At 74.9% G+C, this 21,472-nt stretch carries 2 protein-coding genes; both read left to right on the top strand.

The window, feature by feature from the left end:
• The first annotated feature begins 64 nt into the window (after positions 1 to 64).
• The gene (locus ACFXMF_RS28650; RefSeq protein WP_380020830.1) at positions 65 to 10,138 is read left to right on the top strand and encodes a type I polyketide synthase; all 10,074 of its coding nucleotides are present in this window, start codon (positions 65 to 67) and stop codon (positions 10,136 to 10,138) included.
• Positions 10,135 to 21,399 carry a type I polyketide synthase gene (locus ACFXMF_RS28645; RefSeq protein WP_379990932.1) on the top strand — a complete coding sequence of 3,755 codons (11,265 nt, stop codon included), beginning with the start codon at positions 10,135 to 10,137 and terminating at the stop codon, positions 21,397 to 21,399. Before ACFXMF_RS28650 ends, ACFXMF_RS28645 begins: the two co-directional genes overlap by 4 nt.
• The last annotated feature ends 73 nt before the right edge of the window (positions 21,400 to 21,472 follow it).

The raw sequence follows: 21,472 nt of genomic DNA, 5'->3' as shown, positions 1-21,472 counted from the left end.
GACCACCACGATGCCGGACAGCGACACGCCGGAGAACCACAAGCTGGTCGGCTACCTCAAGCGGGTGGCCGCGGAACTGCACGACGCACGGGCGGAGTTGCGCCGCGTCGAGCAGCGCGAGACGGAGCCGATCGCGATCGTCGCGATGGCCTGTCGCTACCCGGCCGGGGTGTCCTCGCCCGAGGACCTGTGGCGCCTGCTGGCCGCCGGCGGCGATGCGATCGGGCCGCTGCCCCGGGACCGCGGCTGGGACCTGGAGGGGCTCTACGACCCCGATCCGGACGCCCCCGGCAAGAGCTACGTGCGCGACGGCGGCTTCCTGGACCATGCGGCCGACTTCGACCCCGAGTTCTTCGGCATCAGCCCGCGCGAGGCGCTGGCGATGGACCCGCAACAGCGCGTCCTGCTCGAAGTGGGCTGGGAGTTGTTCGAACGCGCCGGGCTGGACCGCGCCGCGCTGCGGGGCAGCCGTACCGGGGTGTTCGTCGGCGCCGGCTCCTCCGGATACGGCACCGGGTTCCGGGAGGTGCCGGAAAGCGTCGGCGGCTACCTGGGCACCGGGACCATCATCAGCGTCCTGTCCGGTCGCCTCGCCTTCGTCCACGGGCTCGAAGGTCCCGCCGTCACGGTCGACACCGCGTGTTCCTCCTCCCTGGTCGCCCTGCACCTCGCGGTCCGGGCGCTGCGCGCCGGCGAGTGCACCATGGCGCTGGCCGGCGGTGTCACCGTGATGTCCAACACGGGCATGTTCAGCGAGTTCAGCCGGCAGCGCGGGATGGCCCCCGACGGCCGGTGCAAGGCGTTCGCCGCCGCCGCGGACGGCACCGGCTGGTCCGAGGGCGCCGGGCTGATCCTGCTGCAAAAGCTCTCCGACGCGCGGCGCGACGGCAACCCGGTACTCGCGGTGGTGCGCGGCAGCGCGGTCAACCAGGACGGCGCCAGCAGCGGCCTGACCACCCCCAACGGCCCCTCCCAGCGCCGGGTGATCCGGCACGCCCTGGCCAACGCCCGATTGACCGCGAACGACATCGACGCGGTCGAGGCCCACGGCACCGGCACCACCCTCGGCGACCCGATCGAGGCACAGGCCCTGCTGGCCACCTACGGGCAGGACCGCGACCCGGATCGACCGCTGTGGCTGGGCGCGATCAAGTCCAACCTCGGCCACACCCAGGCGGCGGCCGGCATCGCCGGGGTGATCAAGACGGTGCTCGCGCTGCGCCACAACCAGTTGCCCCGGACGCTGCACGTGGACGAGCCGTCGCCGCACGTCGACTGGTCGGCCGGGGCCGTCCGCCTGCTCACCGAGGCCCAACCGTGGCCCGACACCGAGGACCGGCCCCGGCGGGCCGGCGTCTCCTCGTTCGGGATCAGCGGCACCAACGCGCACGTGATCCTCGAACAGGCGCCGGCCGCCGCCGAGTCGACCGCCGAACCCGCCCCGGACCCCGTACCCGCGCCCCGGCCCCCCGCGCCCTGGGTGTTGTCGGCACGCGACGACGAAGGGCTGCGCGCCCAGGCCGAGCGCCTGGCCGCCTTCGTCGCCGCCGAACCCGACCTCGCGCCCGACGACGTCGCCTACTCGCTGGCCACCACCAGGTCGGCGCTGGAATGCCGGGCCGCCCTGACCGCCGCGGACCTCGACGGCTTCGCCGAACGGCTGCGTGCGCTGGCCGGCGGCGAGGGCACCGTCGCCGTCGCCGGATCGGACCGGCGCCCGGTTTTCGTCTTCCCCGGCCAGGGCTCGCAGTGGGCCGGGATGGCCCGTGAACTGCTGGACAGCACACCCGAGTTCGCCGCCTCGATCGCCGAGTGTCAAGACGCGTTGGCGCCCTGGGTCGACTGGTCGACCACCGAGGTGCTGCGCTCCCCGGACGAGGAGTGGCTGGAGCGGGTCGACGTCGTCCAGCCGGTGTTGTGGGCCGTGATGGTCGCCCTGGCCCGGCTCTGGCAGACCCACGGCGTGCGACCCGCCGCCGTGGTGGGCCACTCCCAGGGCGAGATCGCGGCGGCCTGCGTCGCGGGCGCGCTGACCCTGGCCGACGGCGCCAAGGTGGTGGCGCTGCGCAGCCGGGCCATCCTGGACCTGGCCGGCACCGGCGGCATGGTCTCGGTGTCGGTGTCCGCCTCCCGCGCCCACGCGCTGATCGGGCCGCTCGACGGAGAACTGACCGTCGCCGCGGTCAACGGCCCCAACTCGGTGACGGTCGCCGGCGACCAGCCCGCGATCGACGAACTCCTCGCCGTGTGCGAGGGCCAGGGCGTGTGGGCCCGCCGGGTTCCGGTGGACTACGCCTCGCACTCGGCCCGGGTCGAGGCGATCCGCGACCGGCTCGGCAAGGAACTCGTCGGCCTCGTGCCGACCGGCGCCACGGTGCCCTACTACTCCTCGACGACCGGCGCGCTGCTGGACGGCACGGCGCTGGACGGCGACTACTGGTACGACAACCTGCGGCAACAGGTGCGCTTCGACGCAGCGGTCGGCGCGCTGCTGGCCGCCGGGCACACCGCCTTCGTCGAGATCAGCGCCCACCCGGTGCTCACCGTCGCGCTGGAGGACGGCATCGGCGCCGCCGACGCGCCCGCCGTCGTGCTCGACACGCTCCGGCGCGGCGCCGGTGGGCCCGGCCGCTTCGCCGAGGCCCTGGCCGCCGCGCACGTGTACGGGCTCACCGTCGACTGGCGGTACCTGTTCGCCGGCCGCCCCGCCCCGGCGCGCCGGGTCGACCTGCCCACCTACCCCTTCCGGCGCCGCCGCTTCTGGCTCCAGGCCCCCGCCGACACCGCTCGCGACGCCGCCGGCCTCGGACTGCTGCCGGCGGGGCATCCGTTGCTCGGCGCCACCGCGACCCTCGCCGACGGCGGCGGGCTGCTGCTGACCGGCCGGCTCGCCGCCGACCCCGGGCCGGCCGACGCCGGGCAACCGACCGCCGCAGCCCTGATCGAACTGGCCGTCCGCGCGGGCGACGAGGCGGGCTGCGACCGGATCGAGGCGTTGTCCCTCCAGACGCCGCCGTCACCGGGGACCGGCCCGCTCCGGCTCCAGGTCGCGGTCGGCGCCCCGGAACCGGACGGCCGCCGTTCGCTCGCCGTGTTCTCCCGGCCGGTCGACGCGGACGCCGCGCAGCCCTGGACCCGGCACGCACAGGGCCTGCTGCGCCCCGGCCGGCCCGCCCCGGAAGCCGACGAGCAGAGCTGGCCCCCGCCGGGCGCCGAACCCCTGGACCCCGGCGCCCGGCCCGAGCGTTCGGCCGCCGCCGGGCACACCCCGGATCCCGCCGTCGCCGGCCTGCGCGCGTTGTGGCGGCGGGACGAGGAACTCTTCGCCGAGATCGCCCTGCCCGACGAGCAGGCCAAGGACGCCGGCGGGTACGGCCTGCATCCCGCGCTGCTGGACGCCGCACTGCACCTGCGCCGGTGGGACGACGCATCCGCCGAGCCCGACACGTTCGCCGACATCGCGCTGTACGCGGCCGGCGCCACGGCCGTACGGGTGCGGCTGCGCCGAGTCGAGGGCCCGGACGGCGGTGTTCGGCACACGTTGTCTTTGGCCGACACCACGGGGCAGCCGGTGGCCCGGATCGGCACCGTCGCCGGCCGACCCGGCTCCTCGACGTCGGGACCGGTCCCGGGGCCCGGGCACGACGCGCTCTACCGGGTCGACTGGGTGAACATCGGCTCCGCCGTCGAGGACGCCGGGGCGGACGACGCGACCTGGGCGGTGCTCGGCACCGACCCCCGCGGCCTGGCGGACGCGCTGCGTGGCGCGGGTGCCTACGTACACGCCTTCGCCGATCTGGCCGCTCTGGGCGCCGCGGTGGACTCCGGCGCCGCGCTGCCGGACACCGTCGTGTATCCGGTGGAGCCGGGCGACGCACCGCTGACGGCGGCGGCCCACGCCGCCGCCGGCGAGCTGCTGCCGGTGCTGCGCACCTGGGTCGACGACCCCCGCTTCGAGACGTCCCTACTGGTGGTGGCCACGCGCGGCGCGCTGGCCGTCGCGCCGGGCGAGGGCGTGCCCGACCTGCGCTCGGCCACGGCGTGGGGCCTGGTGCGCTCCGCGCAGACCGAGTACCCCGACCGATTCGTGCTGGCCGACCTGACCGCCGTCGAACCCGGGCTCCGGGCACGGGGGTTGGCCGCGGTGCCGGGCTGCGGCGAACCCGCCGTCGCGGTGCGCGGGAGTGACCTGCTCGGCGCGCGCCTGGCCGCCCGGCACGATCCGGCCGACCCGGCGACCCGGCCGTTCCGGGCCGGCGACACCGTCCTGATCACCGGCGGCACCGGCACCCTCGGCCGGTTGATCGCCGTCCACCTGGCCGCCACGCACGGCGTACGGCACCTGCTGCTCACCAGCCGTACCGGACCCGACGCCGAGGGCTGCGCCCGATTGCGGGCCGAATTGGCCGAGTTCGGCGCCACCGCCGAGATCGTCGCCTGCGACGCCGCCGACCGGCCGGCCCTGGCCCGACTGCTCGCCGAGATCCCGGCGGACCGGCCGCTGGGCGCGATCGTGCACGCCGCCGGAGTCCTGGACGACGGCGTCATCGAATCGCTGACTCCCGAGCGGCTGGCCGCGGTGTTGCGGCCCAAGGTCGACGCCGCGATCAATCTGCACGAACTGACCCACGAGCACGACCTGTCCGCGTTCGTGCTGTTCTCCTCGGCCGCGAGCGTGCTCGGCAGCGCGGGCCAGGGCAACTACGTGGCCGCCAACGCGTTCCTCAACTCGCTTGCCCAGCACCGGTATGCGCGGGGACTGCCGGCCGTCGCGCTGGCCTGGGGCTTCTGGGAGCAGGCCAGCGGCATGACCGGCCGGCTCGCCGAGGCCGACCTGCGGCGGATGGCCCGGTCCGGCGTCGTCCCGCTGTCCTCGGCGACCGCGCTGGACCTGTTCGACCGGGCGACCGCGGCCGACGAGCCGCTCGCGGTGCCCCTGCGGCTGGACCGGGCCGCCCTGCGCGCCCAGGCCGACGCCGGGGTGCTGCCGGGCCTGCTGCGCGGCCTGGTCCGCGGCCCGGTGCGGCGCACCGCGTCGGCCGCCGCCGGCGGCGGCCGGGTCGCCGAGCGCTTCGTGCACGACCTGCTCGCCCTGGACACGCCCGAACAGGAACGCACCCTGATCGGCCTGGTGCGATCCCAGGTCGCCGCGGTGCTCGGCCACGACGACCCCGAAGCCGTGGACGTCGACAGCCCGTTCAAGAGCCTGGGCTTCGACTCGCTGATCGCGGTCGACCTGCGCAACCGGCTGGCCGCGCTGACCGGACGACGGTTGCCGGCCACCCTGGTCTTCGACTACCCGACCAGCGCCGTGCTCGCCGGATACCTGCGCACCGAACTGCTCGGCACCACGACCGGGACCGCCACCGTCGCCCCGCGCGCCGCGGCGGCCCGCGGGGTCGAACACGAACCGATCGCGATCGTGGCGATGGCCTGCCGATTCCCCGGCGGCGTCGGGTCGCCCGAGGACCTCTGGCGGATGTTGGCCGACGGCCGCGACGGACTGACCGGATTCCCCACCGACCGCGGCTGGCACGTCGACGGCCTCTACCACCCCGACCCGGACCACCCCGGCACCAGCTACGTGCGCGAGGGCGGCTTCGTCGAGCACGCGGCCGACTTCGACGCGGGCTTCTTCGGCATCTCGCCGCGTGAGGCACTGGCGATGGACCCGCAGCAGCGCCTCCTGCTGGAGACCTCCTGGGAGGTGTTCGAGCGGGCCGGGATCGACCCCGACCTGCTGCGCGGCTCGGCAACCGGGGTCTTCGTCGGCGCCGCCAACATCGGCTACCTGGCCGGCATGGAGGTGCCCGACGAACTCGGCGGCTACCTGGGCACCGGCAACGCCGCCAGCGTCGCCTCCGGCCGACTCGCCTACACCTTCGGCCTGGAGGGACCGGCCGTCACGATCGACACCGCGTGCTCCTCGTCCCTGGTCTCGCTGCACCTGGCCGTCCAGGCGCTGCGGGCCGGCGAGTGCACCATGGCGCTGGCCGGCGGCGTCACGGTGATGGCCAACCCCGGACTGTTCGTGGACTTCAGCCGGCAGCGGGTGCTCTCCGCCGACGGCCGCTGCAAGCCGTTCGCCGCCGCCGCCGACGGCACCGGCTGGTCCGAGGGGATCGGCATGCTGCTGGTCGAACGACTCTCCGACGCGCGGCGCAACGGCCACCGCGTGCTGGCCACCGTGCTCGGCTCGGCCGTCAACCAGGACGGCGCCAGCAACGGCCTGACCGCGCCCAACGGTCCGTCCCAGCAGCGGGTGATCCGGCAGGCCCTGGCGAATGCCCGGTTGACCGCCCGCGAGGTGGACGCGGTCGAGGCACACGGCACCGGCACCGCGCTCGGCGACCCGATCGAGGCCCAGGCCCTGATCGCCACCTACGGCCGGGAACGGCCCGCGGGCGAGCCGCTGTGGTTGGGCGCGCTCAAGTCCAACATCGGGCACACCACCGCCGCGGCGGGGGTGGCCGGGGTGATCAAGATGGTGATGGCCATGCGGCACGGCGTGCTGCCCGGAACCCTGCACGTGGACACCCCGACACCGCAGGTGGACTGGACCGAGGGCGCGGTGGAACTGCTCACCGAGGCACGCCCCTGGCCGGACACCGGCCGCCCGCGCCGCGCCGCGGTGTCGGCGTTCGGGATCAGCGGGACCAACGCACACACCGTGCTCGAATACCGCACGCCCGACCCGGCCGACCTCGCGCCCACCGAACCCCGCGCCGATGCGGGGGTGTTGCCGTACCTGCTCTCCGCCAAGACCCCGCAGGCCCTGGCGGCCCAGGCCGAACGGCTGCGGGCGTACCTCGACGGCGCCGGCGCCGACCTCGCGCCCGCCGACCTGGCCGCCGCGCTCGCCGGCACCCGTACCGCGCTCGACCATCGCGCCGTGGTGACGGCCGCGGACCGGGCCGAGTTGCTCGCCGGGCTCGCCGACCTCGCGGCGGACGGCCGGGCCGGCGGGGTGACCGTCGGCCTGGCCCGTACGGACCGACGCCCGGTGTTCCTGTTCAGCGGGCAGGGCAGTCAGCGGGTCGGCATGGGGCGTGAACTGCACGACGTCTACCCGGTGTTCGCGGAGGCGTTCGACGCCGCCGTGTTCGAGCTGGACCGGCAACTGACCGGACACGTCGCCCACTCGGTGCGGGATGTGGTGTTCGGGGTGGCGGGTACCGAGGGTTTGTTGGACGAGACGGTGTTCACCCAGGCCGGGTTGTTCGCGGTCGAGGTGGCGCTGTTCCGGTTGGTCGAATCGTTCGGTGTGCGGCCGGGGTTCCTGCTCGGGCACTCGATCGGCGAACTGGCCGCCGCGCATGTGGCGGGGGTGTGGTCGCTGGAGGATGCGGCGGCGGTGGTGGCGGCGCGTGGGCGGTTGATGCAGGCGTTGCCGGCCGGTGGGGCGATGGTGGCGGTGCAGGCGTCCGAGGACGAGGTGCGGGCGGCGCTGGACGGGTCGGCCGCGGTGGGTGTGGCCGCGGTCAACGCGCCGACGTCCGCGGTGCTCTCCGGCGACGAGGACGCCGTCCTGGCCGTCGCCGCCCGGTTCGCCGAGCAGGGTCGCCGCACCAAGCGACTCGCGGTCGGCCACGCCTTCCACTCGGCCCGGATGGAGCCGATGCTCGCCGAGTTCCGCACGGTCCTGGAAGGGGTTTCGTACGCCGACCCGCGGATCCCGGTGGTCGCCAACCTCACCGGCACGCTCGCCGACCGGGGCGAGTTGACGAACCCGGACTACTGGGTGCGCCAGGTCCGCGAGCCGGTGCGCTTCGCCGAAGGTGTCGCCGCGGTGGCCGCCCGGGGCGGGTCGATACTGCTGGAAGTCGGCCCGGACGCGGTGTTGACTGCGATGGCCCGCGAATGTATGGGCCCGACCGCGGACACGCCCGCCGTGCCGGTGCTGCGCCGGGGGCGATCGGAACGGGCCACGTCGGTCGCCGCGCTCGGCGCGCTGCACGTGCACGGGACACCGGTGGACTGGCCCGTGCTCCTCACCGGCCGCGGCGACGCGGTCGACCTGCCCACCTATCCGTTCCAGCGGCAGCGCTACTGGCTGGACCCGCTGCCCGATTCCCGCCCCGGCGGCGCGTCGCAGGACCCGGAGACCTGGCGCTATCGCACCCGGTGGACACCCTGGGCCGGACATTCGGGCGCGCAACCGTTCGGCACGTGGGTGGTGGTGAGCCGGCCGGCGAGCCCGGACGCGGACGCGTGCGTGCGGGCCCTCGAACGGCGCGGCGCGGTGGTGCGCCGGCTCGATGTCGACGCGACGCGCTACGACCGGGCCGAGCTGGCCGAGCGGCTGCGCGGCTGCGGCGCCGTCGAGGGAGTGCTCTCGCTCCTGGCCGACCTGCCGGGTGAACGGGCCGACCTGCCCGGTCTCAACCACGCGCCGGCGGCCACCCTGGCCCTCGTGCAGGCCCACGCCGACGCCGACCCGGGCGGGAGGGTGTGGTGCCTGACCTTCGGCGCCGTGTCCACCGCGGCCGGCGATCCGGTCGTGCACCCGGACCAGGCCCAGATCTGGGGGCTCGGTCGTGGTGCCGCGCTCGAACTGCCCGGCGGCTGGGGCGGCCTCGTGGACCTCCCGGTCGCGGCCCGGCCCTCGGCCGACGCCGGCCCGGACGCGCCCGCCGAGGACGCCGACGTCTGGTCCCGGCTCGTGGACGTGATCGCCCACGGCGCCGAGGACCAGGTGGCGATCCGCCCCGACGGCGTGCAGGTACGCCGGCTGGCCCGCGCCGCGTCGCCGGCCGCGACCGACGAACCCGCCTGGCAGCCCGCGGGCACCGTCCTGATCACCGGCGGCACCGGCGGCTTGGGCGCGCACGTGGCGCGCTGGGCGGCGACCGCGGGCGCGCAACGCCTGGTCCTGGCGGGCCGCCGGGGCGCGGACACCCCCGGAGCCGAGGAGCTCGCGGCCGAACTGACCGCGCTCGGCGCCCAGGTGCTGATCGAGACCTGCGACGTGGCCGACCGGAGCGCGGTGCGGCGCCTGGTGGACCGGATCGACGCCGACGGGCCGCCGCTGCGCGCGGTGGTGCACGCCGCCGGGGTGACCCAGGCCGCGCCGATCACGGACACCTCGTTCGTCGACTCCGCCCGGATCACCGCGGGCAAGGCCGCAGGCGCGGTCAACCTGGACGCCGTGCTGGCGGATCGACCGCTGGACGCGTTCGTGCTGTTCTCCTCGATCGCCGGAGTCTGGGGCAGCGGCGCGCAAGGCGTGTACGGAGCCGCCAACGCACACCTGGACGCGCTGGCCCTGGACCGGCGCGCCCGCGGCCTGACCGCGACCTCGATCGCCTGGGGACCGTGGGGCGGCGGCGGCATGGCCGAGCACGACGAAGGGGACCAACTCGCCCGGCGCGGCCTGCGCGCGATGCCCGCAGCGGACGCCGTGGCCGCGATGGCCCACGCGGTGGGTCTGGCGGACACCGACGTGGTCGTCGCCGACGTGGACTGGCACACGTTCGCGCCGCGCTTCACCTCGCTGCGCCCCAGCCCGCTGCTGGGCGACCTGCCCGAGGTCGGCGCCGCCCTCGCCGCGCGGGCCGCTCCGGCCGGCGGCCCGGGTGCGGCCGACCCCGGCCTGGCCGGTCGGCTGGCGGCGGCCGGGGCCGTGGAGCGCGAGACGATCCTGCTGGACCTGGTGCGCGGCGAGGTCGCGGCGGTACTGGGCCACACCTCGGCCGGCGGAGTGCAGGCCGACCAGGCGTTCCGCGACCTGGGGTTCGACTCGCTGACCGCCGTCGAACTGCGGGATCGACTCAGCCGGGCGACCGGCGTCGACCTGCCGAGCACGCTGGTGTTCGACCATCCCACCCCCACCGACCTGGCCACCCGGCTGCGGGCCGCGCTGACCGGCGACGACGTCTCGGTACTCGCCCCGGTGCTGGCCGAACTCGACGGGCTGGAGGTCGCGTTCGGCCGGGTGGCGGACGAGGATCCGCAGGTCCGGGCCCGGGTCGCGCTGCGCATGCGGCGCTTCGTGGAACGGCTCGCCGCACTGGACCGGGACGACCTCGCGGCATCGGACGGGGCGGGCGTCGAGACCGCCTCCGACGACGAACTGTTCGCCCTGCTCGACCACCATCTCGAAGCCCCCGGGCAGGCCCCGAAAGGTGACCCCTCATGAGCGGCAGCGAAGACAGGCTGCGGGACTACCTCAAGCGCGCGACGGTCGACCTCCAGCGGGCCCACGCCCGCATCGCGGAGTTGGAACGACCCGAGCCGATCGCCGTCGTCGGCATGTCCTGCCGCTATCCCGGCGGCATCCGTTCGCCCGAGGACCTGTGGCGACTGGTCGCCGACGGGGTGGACGCGGTCGGCGGGTTCCCCCTGGACCGCGGCTGGCCGGTCGAGGAGCTGTATCACCCCGACCCCGACCACCTGGGGACCAGCTATGCGCACGAGGGTGGATTCCTGGACGGCGCGGGCGAGTTCGACCCGACGTTCTTCGGCATCTCGCCGCGCGAGGCACTGGCGATGGACCCGCAGCAGCGGCTGCTCCTGGAGACCTCCTGGGAGGCGTTCGAACGCGCCGGGATCGACCGGCGCACCCTCAAGGGCAGTTCGACCGGCGTGTTCGTCGGTGGCACCCCCACCGGCTACGGAGCCGGCGTGGAGCGCATGCCCGAGGGCGTCGAGGGCTACGCGCTCACCGGCAGCGTCGGCAGCGTGATGTCCGGTCGGGTGTCCTACGTGCTGGGCCTCGAAGGCCCCGCGGTGACCGTGGACACCGCGTGCTCGTCCTCGCTGGTGGCACTGCACCTGGCGGTACAGGCGCTGCGCGGCGGCGAGTGCACGATGGCGCTGGCCGGCGGGGTCACCGTGATGGCCACCCCGGCCGCGTTCATCGAGTTCAGTCGCCAGCGCGGACTGTCCGCCGACGGACGGTGCAAGCCGTTCGCGGCCGCGGCCGACGGCACCGGCTGGGCCGAGGGCGTGGGCATGCTCCTGGTCGAACGGCTCTCCGACGCGCGCCGCCGAGGCCACCCCGTGTTGGCGGTGGTGCGCGGCAGCGCGGTCAACCAGGACGGCGCGAGCAACGGCCTGACCGCGCCCAACGGCCCCTCGCAACAGCGGGTGATCGAACAGGCGCTCGCCAACGCGGGGTTGGCTCCCGCGGACATCGACGCGGTGGAGGCGCACGGCACCGGCACCCGGCTGGGCGACCCGATCGAGGCCCAGGCGCTGATCGCGAGCTACGGGCCCGGCCGCGCGCCCGACCGGCCGTTGCGCCTGGGCGCGGTGAAGTCCAACCTCGGCCACACGCAGGCCGCGGCCGGAGTGGCCGGCGTGATCAAGATGGTCATGGCGATGCGCCACGGCACGCTGCCCGGGACCCTGCACGTGGACGAGCCGACGCCGCGCGTGGACTGGTCGTCCGGCGCGGTCGAACTGCTGACCGACACCGTCGCCTGGCCGCCGGCGGCCGGCGAACCGCGTCGGGCCGGCGTGTCCGCCTTCGGGGCCAGCGGTACGAACGCCCACGTGATCCTGGAGGAGGCCCGCCCCGAGCCCGCCCATCCGCAGGCCGAGGACGGCCCGGTCGCCGGCGCGCCGCACGACGCCCGGTCCGGGCCGCTGCCCTTCGTGGTGTCCGCCCGCGGCGAAGCCGGATTGCGCGCCCACGCCGGCGAACTGGCCCGCCACCTGCGGACCGAGCCCGGCAGCACGCTGCCGGACATCGCCCTCACCCTGGCCGTGCACCGCTCCGCCCTCGACGATCGAGCCGTCGTCCTGGCCGCCGACCGCGCGCAGTTGCTCACCGGCCTGGAGTCGCTCGCCGCGGGGGAGCCCGGACCACACGTGCTGTGCGGCACGGCCCGCTCGGTGACGCGACCGGTGCTGGTGTTTCCCGGCCAGGGTTCGCAGTGGCTGGGCATGGCCGCCGAACTGCTGGACTCCGCACCCGTGTTCGCCGAGCGGTTCGCCGCCTGCGAGAGCGCGTTGGCGCCCTTCGTGGACTGGTCGCCGACGGCGATCCTGCGCTCGGAATCCGAGGAGTGGCTGAACCGGGTCGACATCGTCCAGCCCGTGTTGTGGGCGGTGATGGTGGCGCTGGCCGAACTGTGGCGCTCCTTCGGCGTCGAGCCCGCCGCGGTGGTGGGCCACTCGCAGGGCGAGATCGCCGCCGCGTGCGTCGCGGGCGCGTTGTCGCTGCAGGACGGCGCGAAGGTCGTGGCACTGCGCAGCAAGGCCATCCTGGCGCTGCCCGGCGACGGCGGAATGGCCTCGATCGGCGCCCCCGCCGAGCGGGTGGCGGAACTGCTCGCGGACTACGCCGGCCGGATCTCGGTCGCCGCGGTCAACGGTCCGGCATCGGTGACGGTGTCCGGCGAGTCGGCCGCCCTGGACGAACTGCTCGCGGACTGCGAGCGCGCGGACGTGTGGGCGCGCCGGGTCCCGGTGGACTACGCCTCGCACTCCGCCCGGGTCGAGTCGATCCGCGAACGGCTGCTGATCGAGCTGGCCGACATCCGACCGACTGCGGCCGCGGTGCCGTTCTACTCGGCGGTGACCGCCGACCGGGTGGAGACCGGCACCCTGGACGCGGAGTACTGGTACACCAACCTGCGCGAGACCGTGCGCTTCGAGGAGACGGTCCGGCTGCTGCTCCGGCAGGGCCACGACGCGTTCATCGAGGCCAGCGCCCACCCCGTACTGACCACGGCCCTGCTGGGCACGATCGAAGCCGCCGACGCCCGGGCGCTCGCACTGGGAACCCTGCACCGCGACCAGGACAGCACCGCGGGCTTCGTCACCGCCCTCGCCCGGGCGTACGCGAGCGGCGTCGACGTGGACTGGAGTGCGCTGCTCGCCCGGCCCGGTGCGGCCCGGACCGACCTGCCCACCTATACCTTCCAGCGCGAACGATTCTGGTTGGAGTCCGCACCCGTCGAGGTGGTGGTGCCCGCCGACGCCGAGGCGAGTGCGACGCCGGGGGAGGCGCGCTTCTGGGCGGCGGTCGAAGGCCGTGACCTCGATGCCCTGGTGACCATGCTCGGGGTGACCGGCGCGTCCGGCCGGGCCGAGTTGGCGCCGGCGATCGACTCGTTGGCCGCCTGGCGCGACGGCCGCCGCCTCGGCGCGACCGTCGACGATTGGCGCTACCGGGTGATCTGGCGCCCGGCGACCGACACCCGCGGCGCGCGGCTCGACGGCACCTGGCTCGTGGTGTCGGCCGAGGACGCGACCGACCCGACCCTCGCGGCGCAGTGCGTGGCGGCGCTGAGCGCACACGGCGCGCGGGTGGTGCAATTGCCGGTCATCGCGGCCGACGTCGACCGCGGACCGCTGGCCGAGCGGATCGCCGCGGTCCGCGCGGAGTCGCCGGACGAGGGCTTCTCCGGGGTGATCTCGCTGCTGGGTCCGGAGGAAGGGGCCCGCGAGGATCATCCGGCGCTCTCGCACGGCGTGGCCGCCACGATCGTGCTGGCCCAGGCCCTCGCGGACACCGAACCGGGCGGCCCCCTGTGGTGCCTGACCCGCGGCGCGGTCTCGGTGGCGACCTGGGACGCGCTGACCCACCCGGCCCAGGGCCGGGTCTGGGGCATCGGCCGGGTGGTGGGTCTGGAGTTCCCCCGACTGTGGGGCGGGCTGGTCGACCTGCCCGACCGGCCCGACGCCCGTGCCTGGGCCCGTGTGGTCGGCGTCCTGGCCGGTGCCTCCGGCGAGGACCAGGTCGCCGTGCGCGACTCCGGCGTCCTGGTCCGCCGGTTGGTCCGCGCCTCGGCCGCCGACCGGACACCGGTGCGCGACCCGCGGCCCACCGGGACCGTCCTGGTCACCGGTGGCACCGGCGGGCTGGGCGCCCAGGTCGCGCAATGGGCCGCCGAGAACGGCGCCGAGCGACTCGTGCTGACCAGCCGGGCCGGACCCGCCGCCCCCGGCGCCCGCGAACTCGCCGACCGACTGGCCGCGTTGGGCCCACAGGTCACCGTCGCCTCGTGTGACATGGCCGACCACGACGCGGTGACCCGACTGGTCGCCGAGATCGACGCCGACGGCCCGCCGCTACGGGTGGTCGTACACGCGGCCGGCCTCGGTCAGGCCAGCGCGCTCGCCGACACCGACCTGGCCGAGAGCGCCCGGCTCGCCGCGGGCAAGGTGGCCGGTGCGGCGGTGCTGGACAGCGTCCTGGGCGACCGACCGCTCGACGCGTTCGTACTCTTCTCCTCGATCTCCGGCCTGTGGGGCAGCGGCATGCAGGGCGTCTACGCGTCCTCGAACGCCTACCTGGACGCGCTTGCCGAACACCGCCGTTCGCGCGGCGCGACCGCGACCTCGATCGTCTGGGGCCCGTGGGCGGGCGCCGGCATGGCCGACGACGAGCGGGCCCACGAGATCCTGGCCAGCCGCGGCGTACGCATGATCGACCCGCGCACCGCCATCGCCGCGATGGACCGCGCCCTGGAACTGGACGACACGGTCGTGGTCGCCGCCGACATCGACTGGGAACGATTCATCACCGGCTTCACCGCCCTGCGGCCAAGCCCGCTGTTCAGCGAACTCCCGGACGCCCAACGGGTGACGACCGCGGCCGCGGGCCGCGACGACGGCGCAGCCGCGAACAGCGACCTGGCCCGCCGGCTCGCCGAGGTCACCCCCGCCGAACGCGACGCGATCGTCCTGGACACCGTCCGCACCCAGGTCGCCAAGGTCCTGGGCCACACCGCCCCCGCGGCCGTGCCCGCCGACCGGGCCTTCCGCGACCTCGGCTTCGACTCGCTCACCGCCGTCGACCTGCGCAACCGGCTCAACGCCGAGACCGGCCTGGCGCTGCCCACCACGCTGGTCTTCGACTACCCCACCTCGCAGGTGCTCGCCAAACACATCCTGATCTCGCTCGGTGGTAGCCAGGATCGTGCCGCCCTTCCCGCCGCGCGATCGGCGATCCGCGACGACGAGCCGGTGGCGATCGTCGCGATGGCCTGCCGCTTCCCCGGCGGCGTCACCGACCCGGAACAGTTCTGGAACCTGATCGCGGCCGGCACCGACGCGGTCGGCGGGTTCCCCACCGACCGCGGCTGGGACGTCGAAGGGCTCTACCACCCGGACCCCGACCGGCCCGGCACCTTCTACACCAACGAAGCCGGATTCCTGGACGCCGCAGGGGACTTCGACGCCGACTTCTTCGGCATCAGCCCCCGCGAGGCACTCGCCATGGACCCGCAACAACGTCTCCTCCTGGAGACCACGTGGGAACTGTTCGAGCGCGCGGGCATCGATCCGGACGCGCTGCGCGGCAGCGCCACCGGCGTCTTCGTCGGCGGCACCCCCACCGGATACGGCACCGACGTGGCGCGCATGCCCGAAGGCATCGAGGGCTACGTGCTCACCGGCAACGCGGGCAGTGTGATCTCCGGGCGGCTGTCCTACCTGTTCGGCCTCGAAGGCCCGGCGCTGACCGTGGACACCGGCTGCTCGTCCTCGCTGGTGGCGCTGCACCTGGCGGTCCAGGCGCTGCGCCGCGGCGAGTGCTCGCTGGCCCTGGCCGGCGGCGTGTCGGTGACCTCGACGCCGGGCGGCTTCGTGGAGTTCAGCCGACAGCGGGCCCTGGCCGGCGACGGACGCTGCAAGCCGTTCGCCGCGTCGGCCGACGGCATGGGCTGGTCCGAGGGCGTCGGCATCCTGCTGGTGGAACGGCTCGACGAGGCGCGGCGCAACGGCCACCCGGTGCTCGCCGTCATCCGCGGCAGCGCGATCAACCAGGACGGCGCCAGCAACGGGCTGACCGCGCCCAACGGTCCCTCCCAGCAGCGGGTGATCCGGGCCGCCCTCGCCGATGCGGGGCTGGCCGCCGAGCAGATCGACGCGGTCGAGGCACACGGCACCGGCACCACCCTCGGCGACCCGATCGAGGCCCAGGCGTTGATCGCCACGTACGGCAGTGGTCGCGACCCCGAACGGCCGCTGTGGATCGGCTCGGTGAAGTCCAACATCGGGCACACCACGTCGGCCGCCGCCGCAGCCGGGATCATCAAGATGGTGATGGCGATGCGCCACGGCGTGCTGCCCAAGACCCTGCACGTGGACGAGCCGACCCCGCACGTGGACTGGTCCGCCGGCGCCGTCGAGTTGCTGACCGAGGCCAGGAACTGGCCCGCGGGCGCGGAACCGCGCCGCGCCGGCGTCTCGTCCTTCGGGATCAGCGGGACCAACGCGCACCTGATCCTGGAGCAGGCCCCCGAGACGATCGACGCGCACGCCGGCCCGGCCGAACCCGCGTCCGCGTCGGAGTCGGAGTCGGAGTCGGATTCCGAAACACCCGTACTGCCCGACCCCACCGTCCTGCCGTTCCTCGTCTCCGCGAAAAGCCCCGAGGCACTGCGCGCCCAGGCCGCCCGGCTGGCCGCCCACCTGGACGACGACTCCGGGCACGGCATCGCGCTGCCCGACCTGGCCCACTCGCTGCACACCACCCGCTCGGCCCTGCCGCATCGCGCCGTCGTTCGGGCCGACGACCGCGAGGGGCTGCTGCACGGGCTGGCGAGCCTGGCCGCGGGCACCCCGGCCGCCTCGGTCGTCCAGGGCCAGGCCCGGCACGGCGAACGGGTCGTGTTCGTCTTCCCCGGCCAGGGTTCGCAATGGGCCGGCATGGCACTCGAACTGCTGGACGGCGCACCGGTGTTCGCCGCACAGATCGCCGCCTGCGAGCAGGCCCTGGCCCCGTACGTGGACTGGTCCCTCGAAGAGGTGCTGCGTGCCGACGCCGAAACCGCCCAGGCGTGGTTCGCGCGCGTCGACGTGCTCCAGCCCGTGTTGTGGGCCGTGATGATCGCGCTGGCCGAACTGTGGCGCTCGTGCGGCGTCGAACCCGCCGCCGTGGTCGGACACTCGCAGGGCGAGATCGCCGCGGCCTACATCGCGGGCGCCCTGAGCCTGGCCGACTCCGCCCGGATCGCCGCCCTGCGCAGCCGGGCCATCACCGCCCTGTCCGGCCGCGGCGGCATGCTCTCCGTCGGCGAACCGGCCGCGCAGGTCACCGCCCGCCTGGACCGATGGCACGGACGGCTGTCGGTCGCCGCGATCAACGGCCCCGGCTCCACCGTGGTCTCCGGCGACACCGCGGCCCTGGACGAACTGATCACCCAGTGCGAGGCCGAGGGTGTCCGGCATGGCCGCATCCCCGTCGACTACGCCTCGCACAGCGCGCACGTCGAGGAGATCCGCGACCGGCTCGCCGACGTGCTCGCCGGGATCGAACCCCGCCCGGCGCGCATCCCCTTCCACTCGACGGTCGTTGCCGGCCGGCTGGACACCACCAACCTCGACGCCGACTACTGGTACCGCAATCTCCGGCAGACCGTGCGCTTCGAGGAGACCGTGCGCGCCCTGGTCGAAGCCGGACACACCGCGTTCGTCGAGGTCGGCGCCCACCCCGTGCTGGTCGCCGGCATCGAGGAGGTACTCGACGAAACGGACCGCAACGCCGTGGCGTTCGGCACGCTGCGCCGCGACGAGCCGGACGTCGAACGATTCCTCGGCTCGCTCGCCGAGGCCCACGTGCACGGACTGCCGGTCGCCTGGCACACGGTCCTGGGCACCGGCTTCGGCCGACGCATCCCGCTGCCGACCTACGCGTTCCAGCACCGGCGGTACTGGCTGGAGTCCGGTACCGGCCGGTCCGGTGCGGGCGACGCCGGCGAACTGGGACTCGCCCCCGTCGACCACCCGCTGCTGCTGGCCGGCACCACCCTGTCCGACCTCGGCCACCTGGTCCTGACCGGCCTGATCTCCCGACGCACCCACCCGTGGCTCGACGACCACGCCGTGGCCGGCACCGTCCTGCTGCCCGGCACCGCGTTCGTGGACCTGGCGATCCGCGCGGCCGACGAGGCGGGCTGCGGCCGACTCGACGAACTGACCCTGGAAGCCCCGCTGATCCTGCCGCCGACCGGCGGAGTACGGATCCAGATCGTGGTCGGTCCGCCCGACGACACCGGCCGCCGCGGTCTCACCGTGCACTCCCGCCCCGCCGCCGATCGGGCCGAGGACGACGCCGGTTGGGAACGGCACGCCAGTGCCCTGCTCGCCCCGACCGCCGGCAGCGCCGACTTCGACCTGACCACCTGGCCGCCGGCGGAAGCCGTCCCGCTCGACACCGCCGACTTCTACACGCAGGCCCGCGCCTCCGGCTACGCCTTCGGGCCCGCCTTCCAAAGCCTGCAACAGGTCTGGCGGGTCGGCACCGAGGTGTACGCGGAGGTCGCGCTCGGCGAACGCGAACGCGAGGAGGCCGGGCGATACGGCCTGCATCCGGCCCTGTTGGACGGCGCGCTCCAGGCGTACGGCCTGGCCGGCTCCGGCGGCCGGGACGCCAGGATTTTGCTGCCGTTCACCTGGACCGGCGTCGCGCTGCACGCCTCCGGCGCCCGGCGGCTGCGGGTGCGGCTCATCCCCGAGGGCACCGACACGGTCACCGTGCTGGTGGCCGACCATGCGGGCGCTCCCGTCCTGCGCGTCGACTCGCTCGTGTTGCGCCCCGTCGCCGTGGATCGGATCGCCGGCGGTCGGGACGTCACCCGCGACGCGCTGTTCACCGTCGACTGGAAGCCGGTGACCGCACCCGACACCGGCACCGCCGCGGACACCTGGGCGGTGCTCGGCACACCCGGCACCCCGGGCGTCGACGACCTGCTCGCCGATCTCGCCGACGCGGGCATCGTCCCGGCCGTGTACCCGGACCCCGCCGCCCTCGGCGCCGCCGTCGAAGCGGGGTCGCCGATACCGGACTTCGCCTTCCTGACGCCGAGCGACGGCACCCCGGGGGAGCCCGCCGCGCAGCCCGCGAGCCTGGCCGAGCGGGTGCACGCGAGCACCGCCGGGGCCCTGGCCGACCTCCGATCCTGGATCGCGGACCCCCGCCTGGCCGACTCCCGCCTCGTGGTGCGCACGTGCGGCGCGGTGGCCACCGGGCCCGGGGAAACCGTCGCCGACCTCGGCCGGGCCGCGATCGTCGGGCTGGTGCGCTCGGTGCAGAGCGAGCACCCGGACCGCTGTGTCCTGATCGACACGGACGCGCGTGCCGCCTCCCGGGCGTTGTCGCCCACCGCGGTTCGCGCCTCGCTCGCACTGGGCGAGCCGCAACTCGCGGTGCGTGACGGCGCGTTGTATGCCCCCCGACTCGGTCGGATCGGCGGGTCCGCGGCCCTGTTGCCACCGGCGGGCCCGTGGCGGCTGGACACGATCCGCGCCGGGACACTGGAGAACCTCGCCCTGGTCCCGTCCTCGGTCGCCCCGGCGGACGGGGCACCGGGGGAGGGGCAGGTGCGGATCGCGGTACGGGCCGCGGGCCTGAACTTCCGGGACGTGCTGATCGCACTGGGGATGTATCCCGATGCCGCGACGATGGGCGGCGAAGGCGCCGGCGTGGTCACCGAAGTCGGGTCCGGGGTACCGGGATTCGAGGCCGGGGACCGCGTCCTGGGGATGTTCGCCGGCGGCTTCGGCCCGCATGCCGTCGCCGATCACCGGATGCTGGCGAAGGTGCCGGACGGTTGGTCCTTCGAACAGGCGGCGTCGGTGCCGGTGGCCTTCCTGACGGCGTACTACGGGCTGGCTCGACTGGGCCGGTTGGGCGCGGGCGATTCGGTGTTGATCCATGCCGGTGCGGGTGGTGTGGGGATGGCGGCGGTGCAGATCGCGCGTCATCTGGGTGCCGAGGTGTTTGCGACGGCGAGTGAGGGCAAGTGGGACGCGTTGCGTGGTTTGGGTCTGGACGATGCGCACATCGCCTCGTCGCGGACTCTGGACTTCGAGGAGCGGTTCCGTGCGGCGACCGGTGGTCGCGGGGTGGATGTGGTGTTGAACTCGCTTGCGGGTGAGTTCGTGGACGCGTCGTTGCGACTGGTCGCCGACGGCGGCCGGTTCGTGGAGATGGGCAAGACGGACGTGCGGGACGTGGACGTGGTCCGGGCCGCGCATCCGGGGGTGGTCTCGTACGAGGCGTTCGATCTGGTCGAGGCGGCCGGTGCGGACGGGGTCGCGGAGTTGTTCGCGGTGTTGCTGCCGTTGTTCGAATCGGGTGCGCTCGTGCCGATCGTGGTGCGGTCGTTCGATGTGCGGCGGGCGCCGGAGGCGTTCCGGTTCATGTCGCAGGCGCGGCACACGGGCAAGTTGGTGTTGCGGATGCCGGTGCCGCCCGACCCGGACGGCACGGTGCTGATCACCGGCGGAACCGGCACCCTGGGTGGTCTGGTGGCCCGCCATCTCGTGGTCGAACACGGCGTGCGAAGCCTGGTGTTGGCCGGCCGTCGAGGCCCGGACGCGCCCGGCGCGGCCGAGTTGGCGGCCGAACTCACCGAACTCGGCGCGGACGTCGTCGTCGAGGCGTGTGACGCGGCGGACCGGGAGGCGTTGGCCGCGGTGTTGGCCCGCATCCCGGACGGACGTGCGCTCACCGGCGTGGTGCACGCCTCCGGTGTCCTGGACGACGGCATGGTCGAGTCGATGACGGCCGAGCGACTGGCCCGGGTACTGCGGTCCAAGGTCGACGGCGCGATCAACCTGCACGAACTGACCGCCGACCACGACCTCTCCGCCTTCGTACTCTTCTCCTCCCTCGCGGGTCTGGTCGGCAGCGCCGGACAGGCCAACTACGCCGCCGCCAACACGTTCCTGGACGCGCTCGCCCAGGACCGGCGCGCCCATGGCCTGACCGCCACCTCGCTGGCCTGGGGTCTGTGGGCCCGGGCCAGTGGGCTGACCGGCGAACTCGCCGAGGCGGACGTGGCCCGGATGGGGCGCGGCGGCATCCTGCCGATGGCGCCCGAGTTGGGACTCGCCCTCTTCGACGCCGCCCGCGGCAGCGACGAGGCGCTGTTGGCCCCGGTGCGCATCGACGGCAGTGTGCTCCGGACCGGCCGGGTGGCGCCGATCCTGCGCGGCCTCGCCCGAGGGCCGGCCCGGCGCACCGCGTCGACCGAAGCGACGGCTACCGGCCCCTCCCTGGCGCAGCGCCTGTCCGGGCTGTCCTCGGCGGACCGCGAGGAACTGCTCGTCGACCTGGTTCGGGCCAATGTCGCCGCGGTCCTGGGCCACGGCTCGGCGGGCGCGGTGGATCCGGACCGGGCCTTCCGGGACCTGGGCTTCGACTCGCTCACCGCCGTGGAGTTGCGCAACCGCCTCACCGCGGACACCGGACTGCGGTTGCCCGCCACGCTGATCTTCGACCACCCCTCTCCGGCCGAACTCGGCCGGCGGTTGCTCGAAGACCTCGCGCCGGAATCGGCCGACGCACCGGAGAGCACCCCGGAGCACGGCGCCGCGCCGGAGCCGGCCGCGCTGCGCGGCGGCGACCCGCCGGCCGCCGACGCCGGCGCGTCGATCGCGCTGATGGACGCCGACGAACTCATCCGGCTGGCCCTCGAGGGAGCCGGCGAGTCCTGACCCCCGGCCCGGCCCGACGCCACACGTCGGCCGGGCACCCGATGATCGGCCCCGCCGGGCACACCCGCGGGGC

Origin of the sequence: Embleya sp. NPDC059213 (assembly GCF_042754445.1) — a bacterium.
GTDB lineage: Bacteria > Actinomycetota > Actinomycetes > Streptomycetales > Streptomycetaceae > Embleya.
Note: the sequence above shows the minus strand (reverse complement) of the source record. Positions and strands in the feature narration are given on the sequence as shown.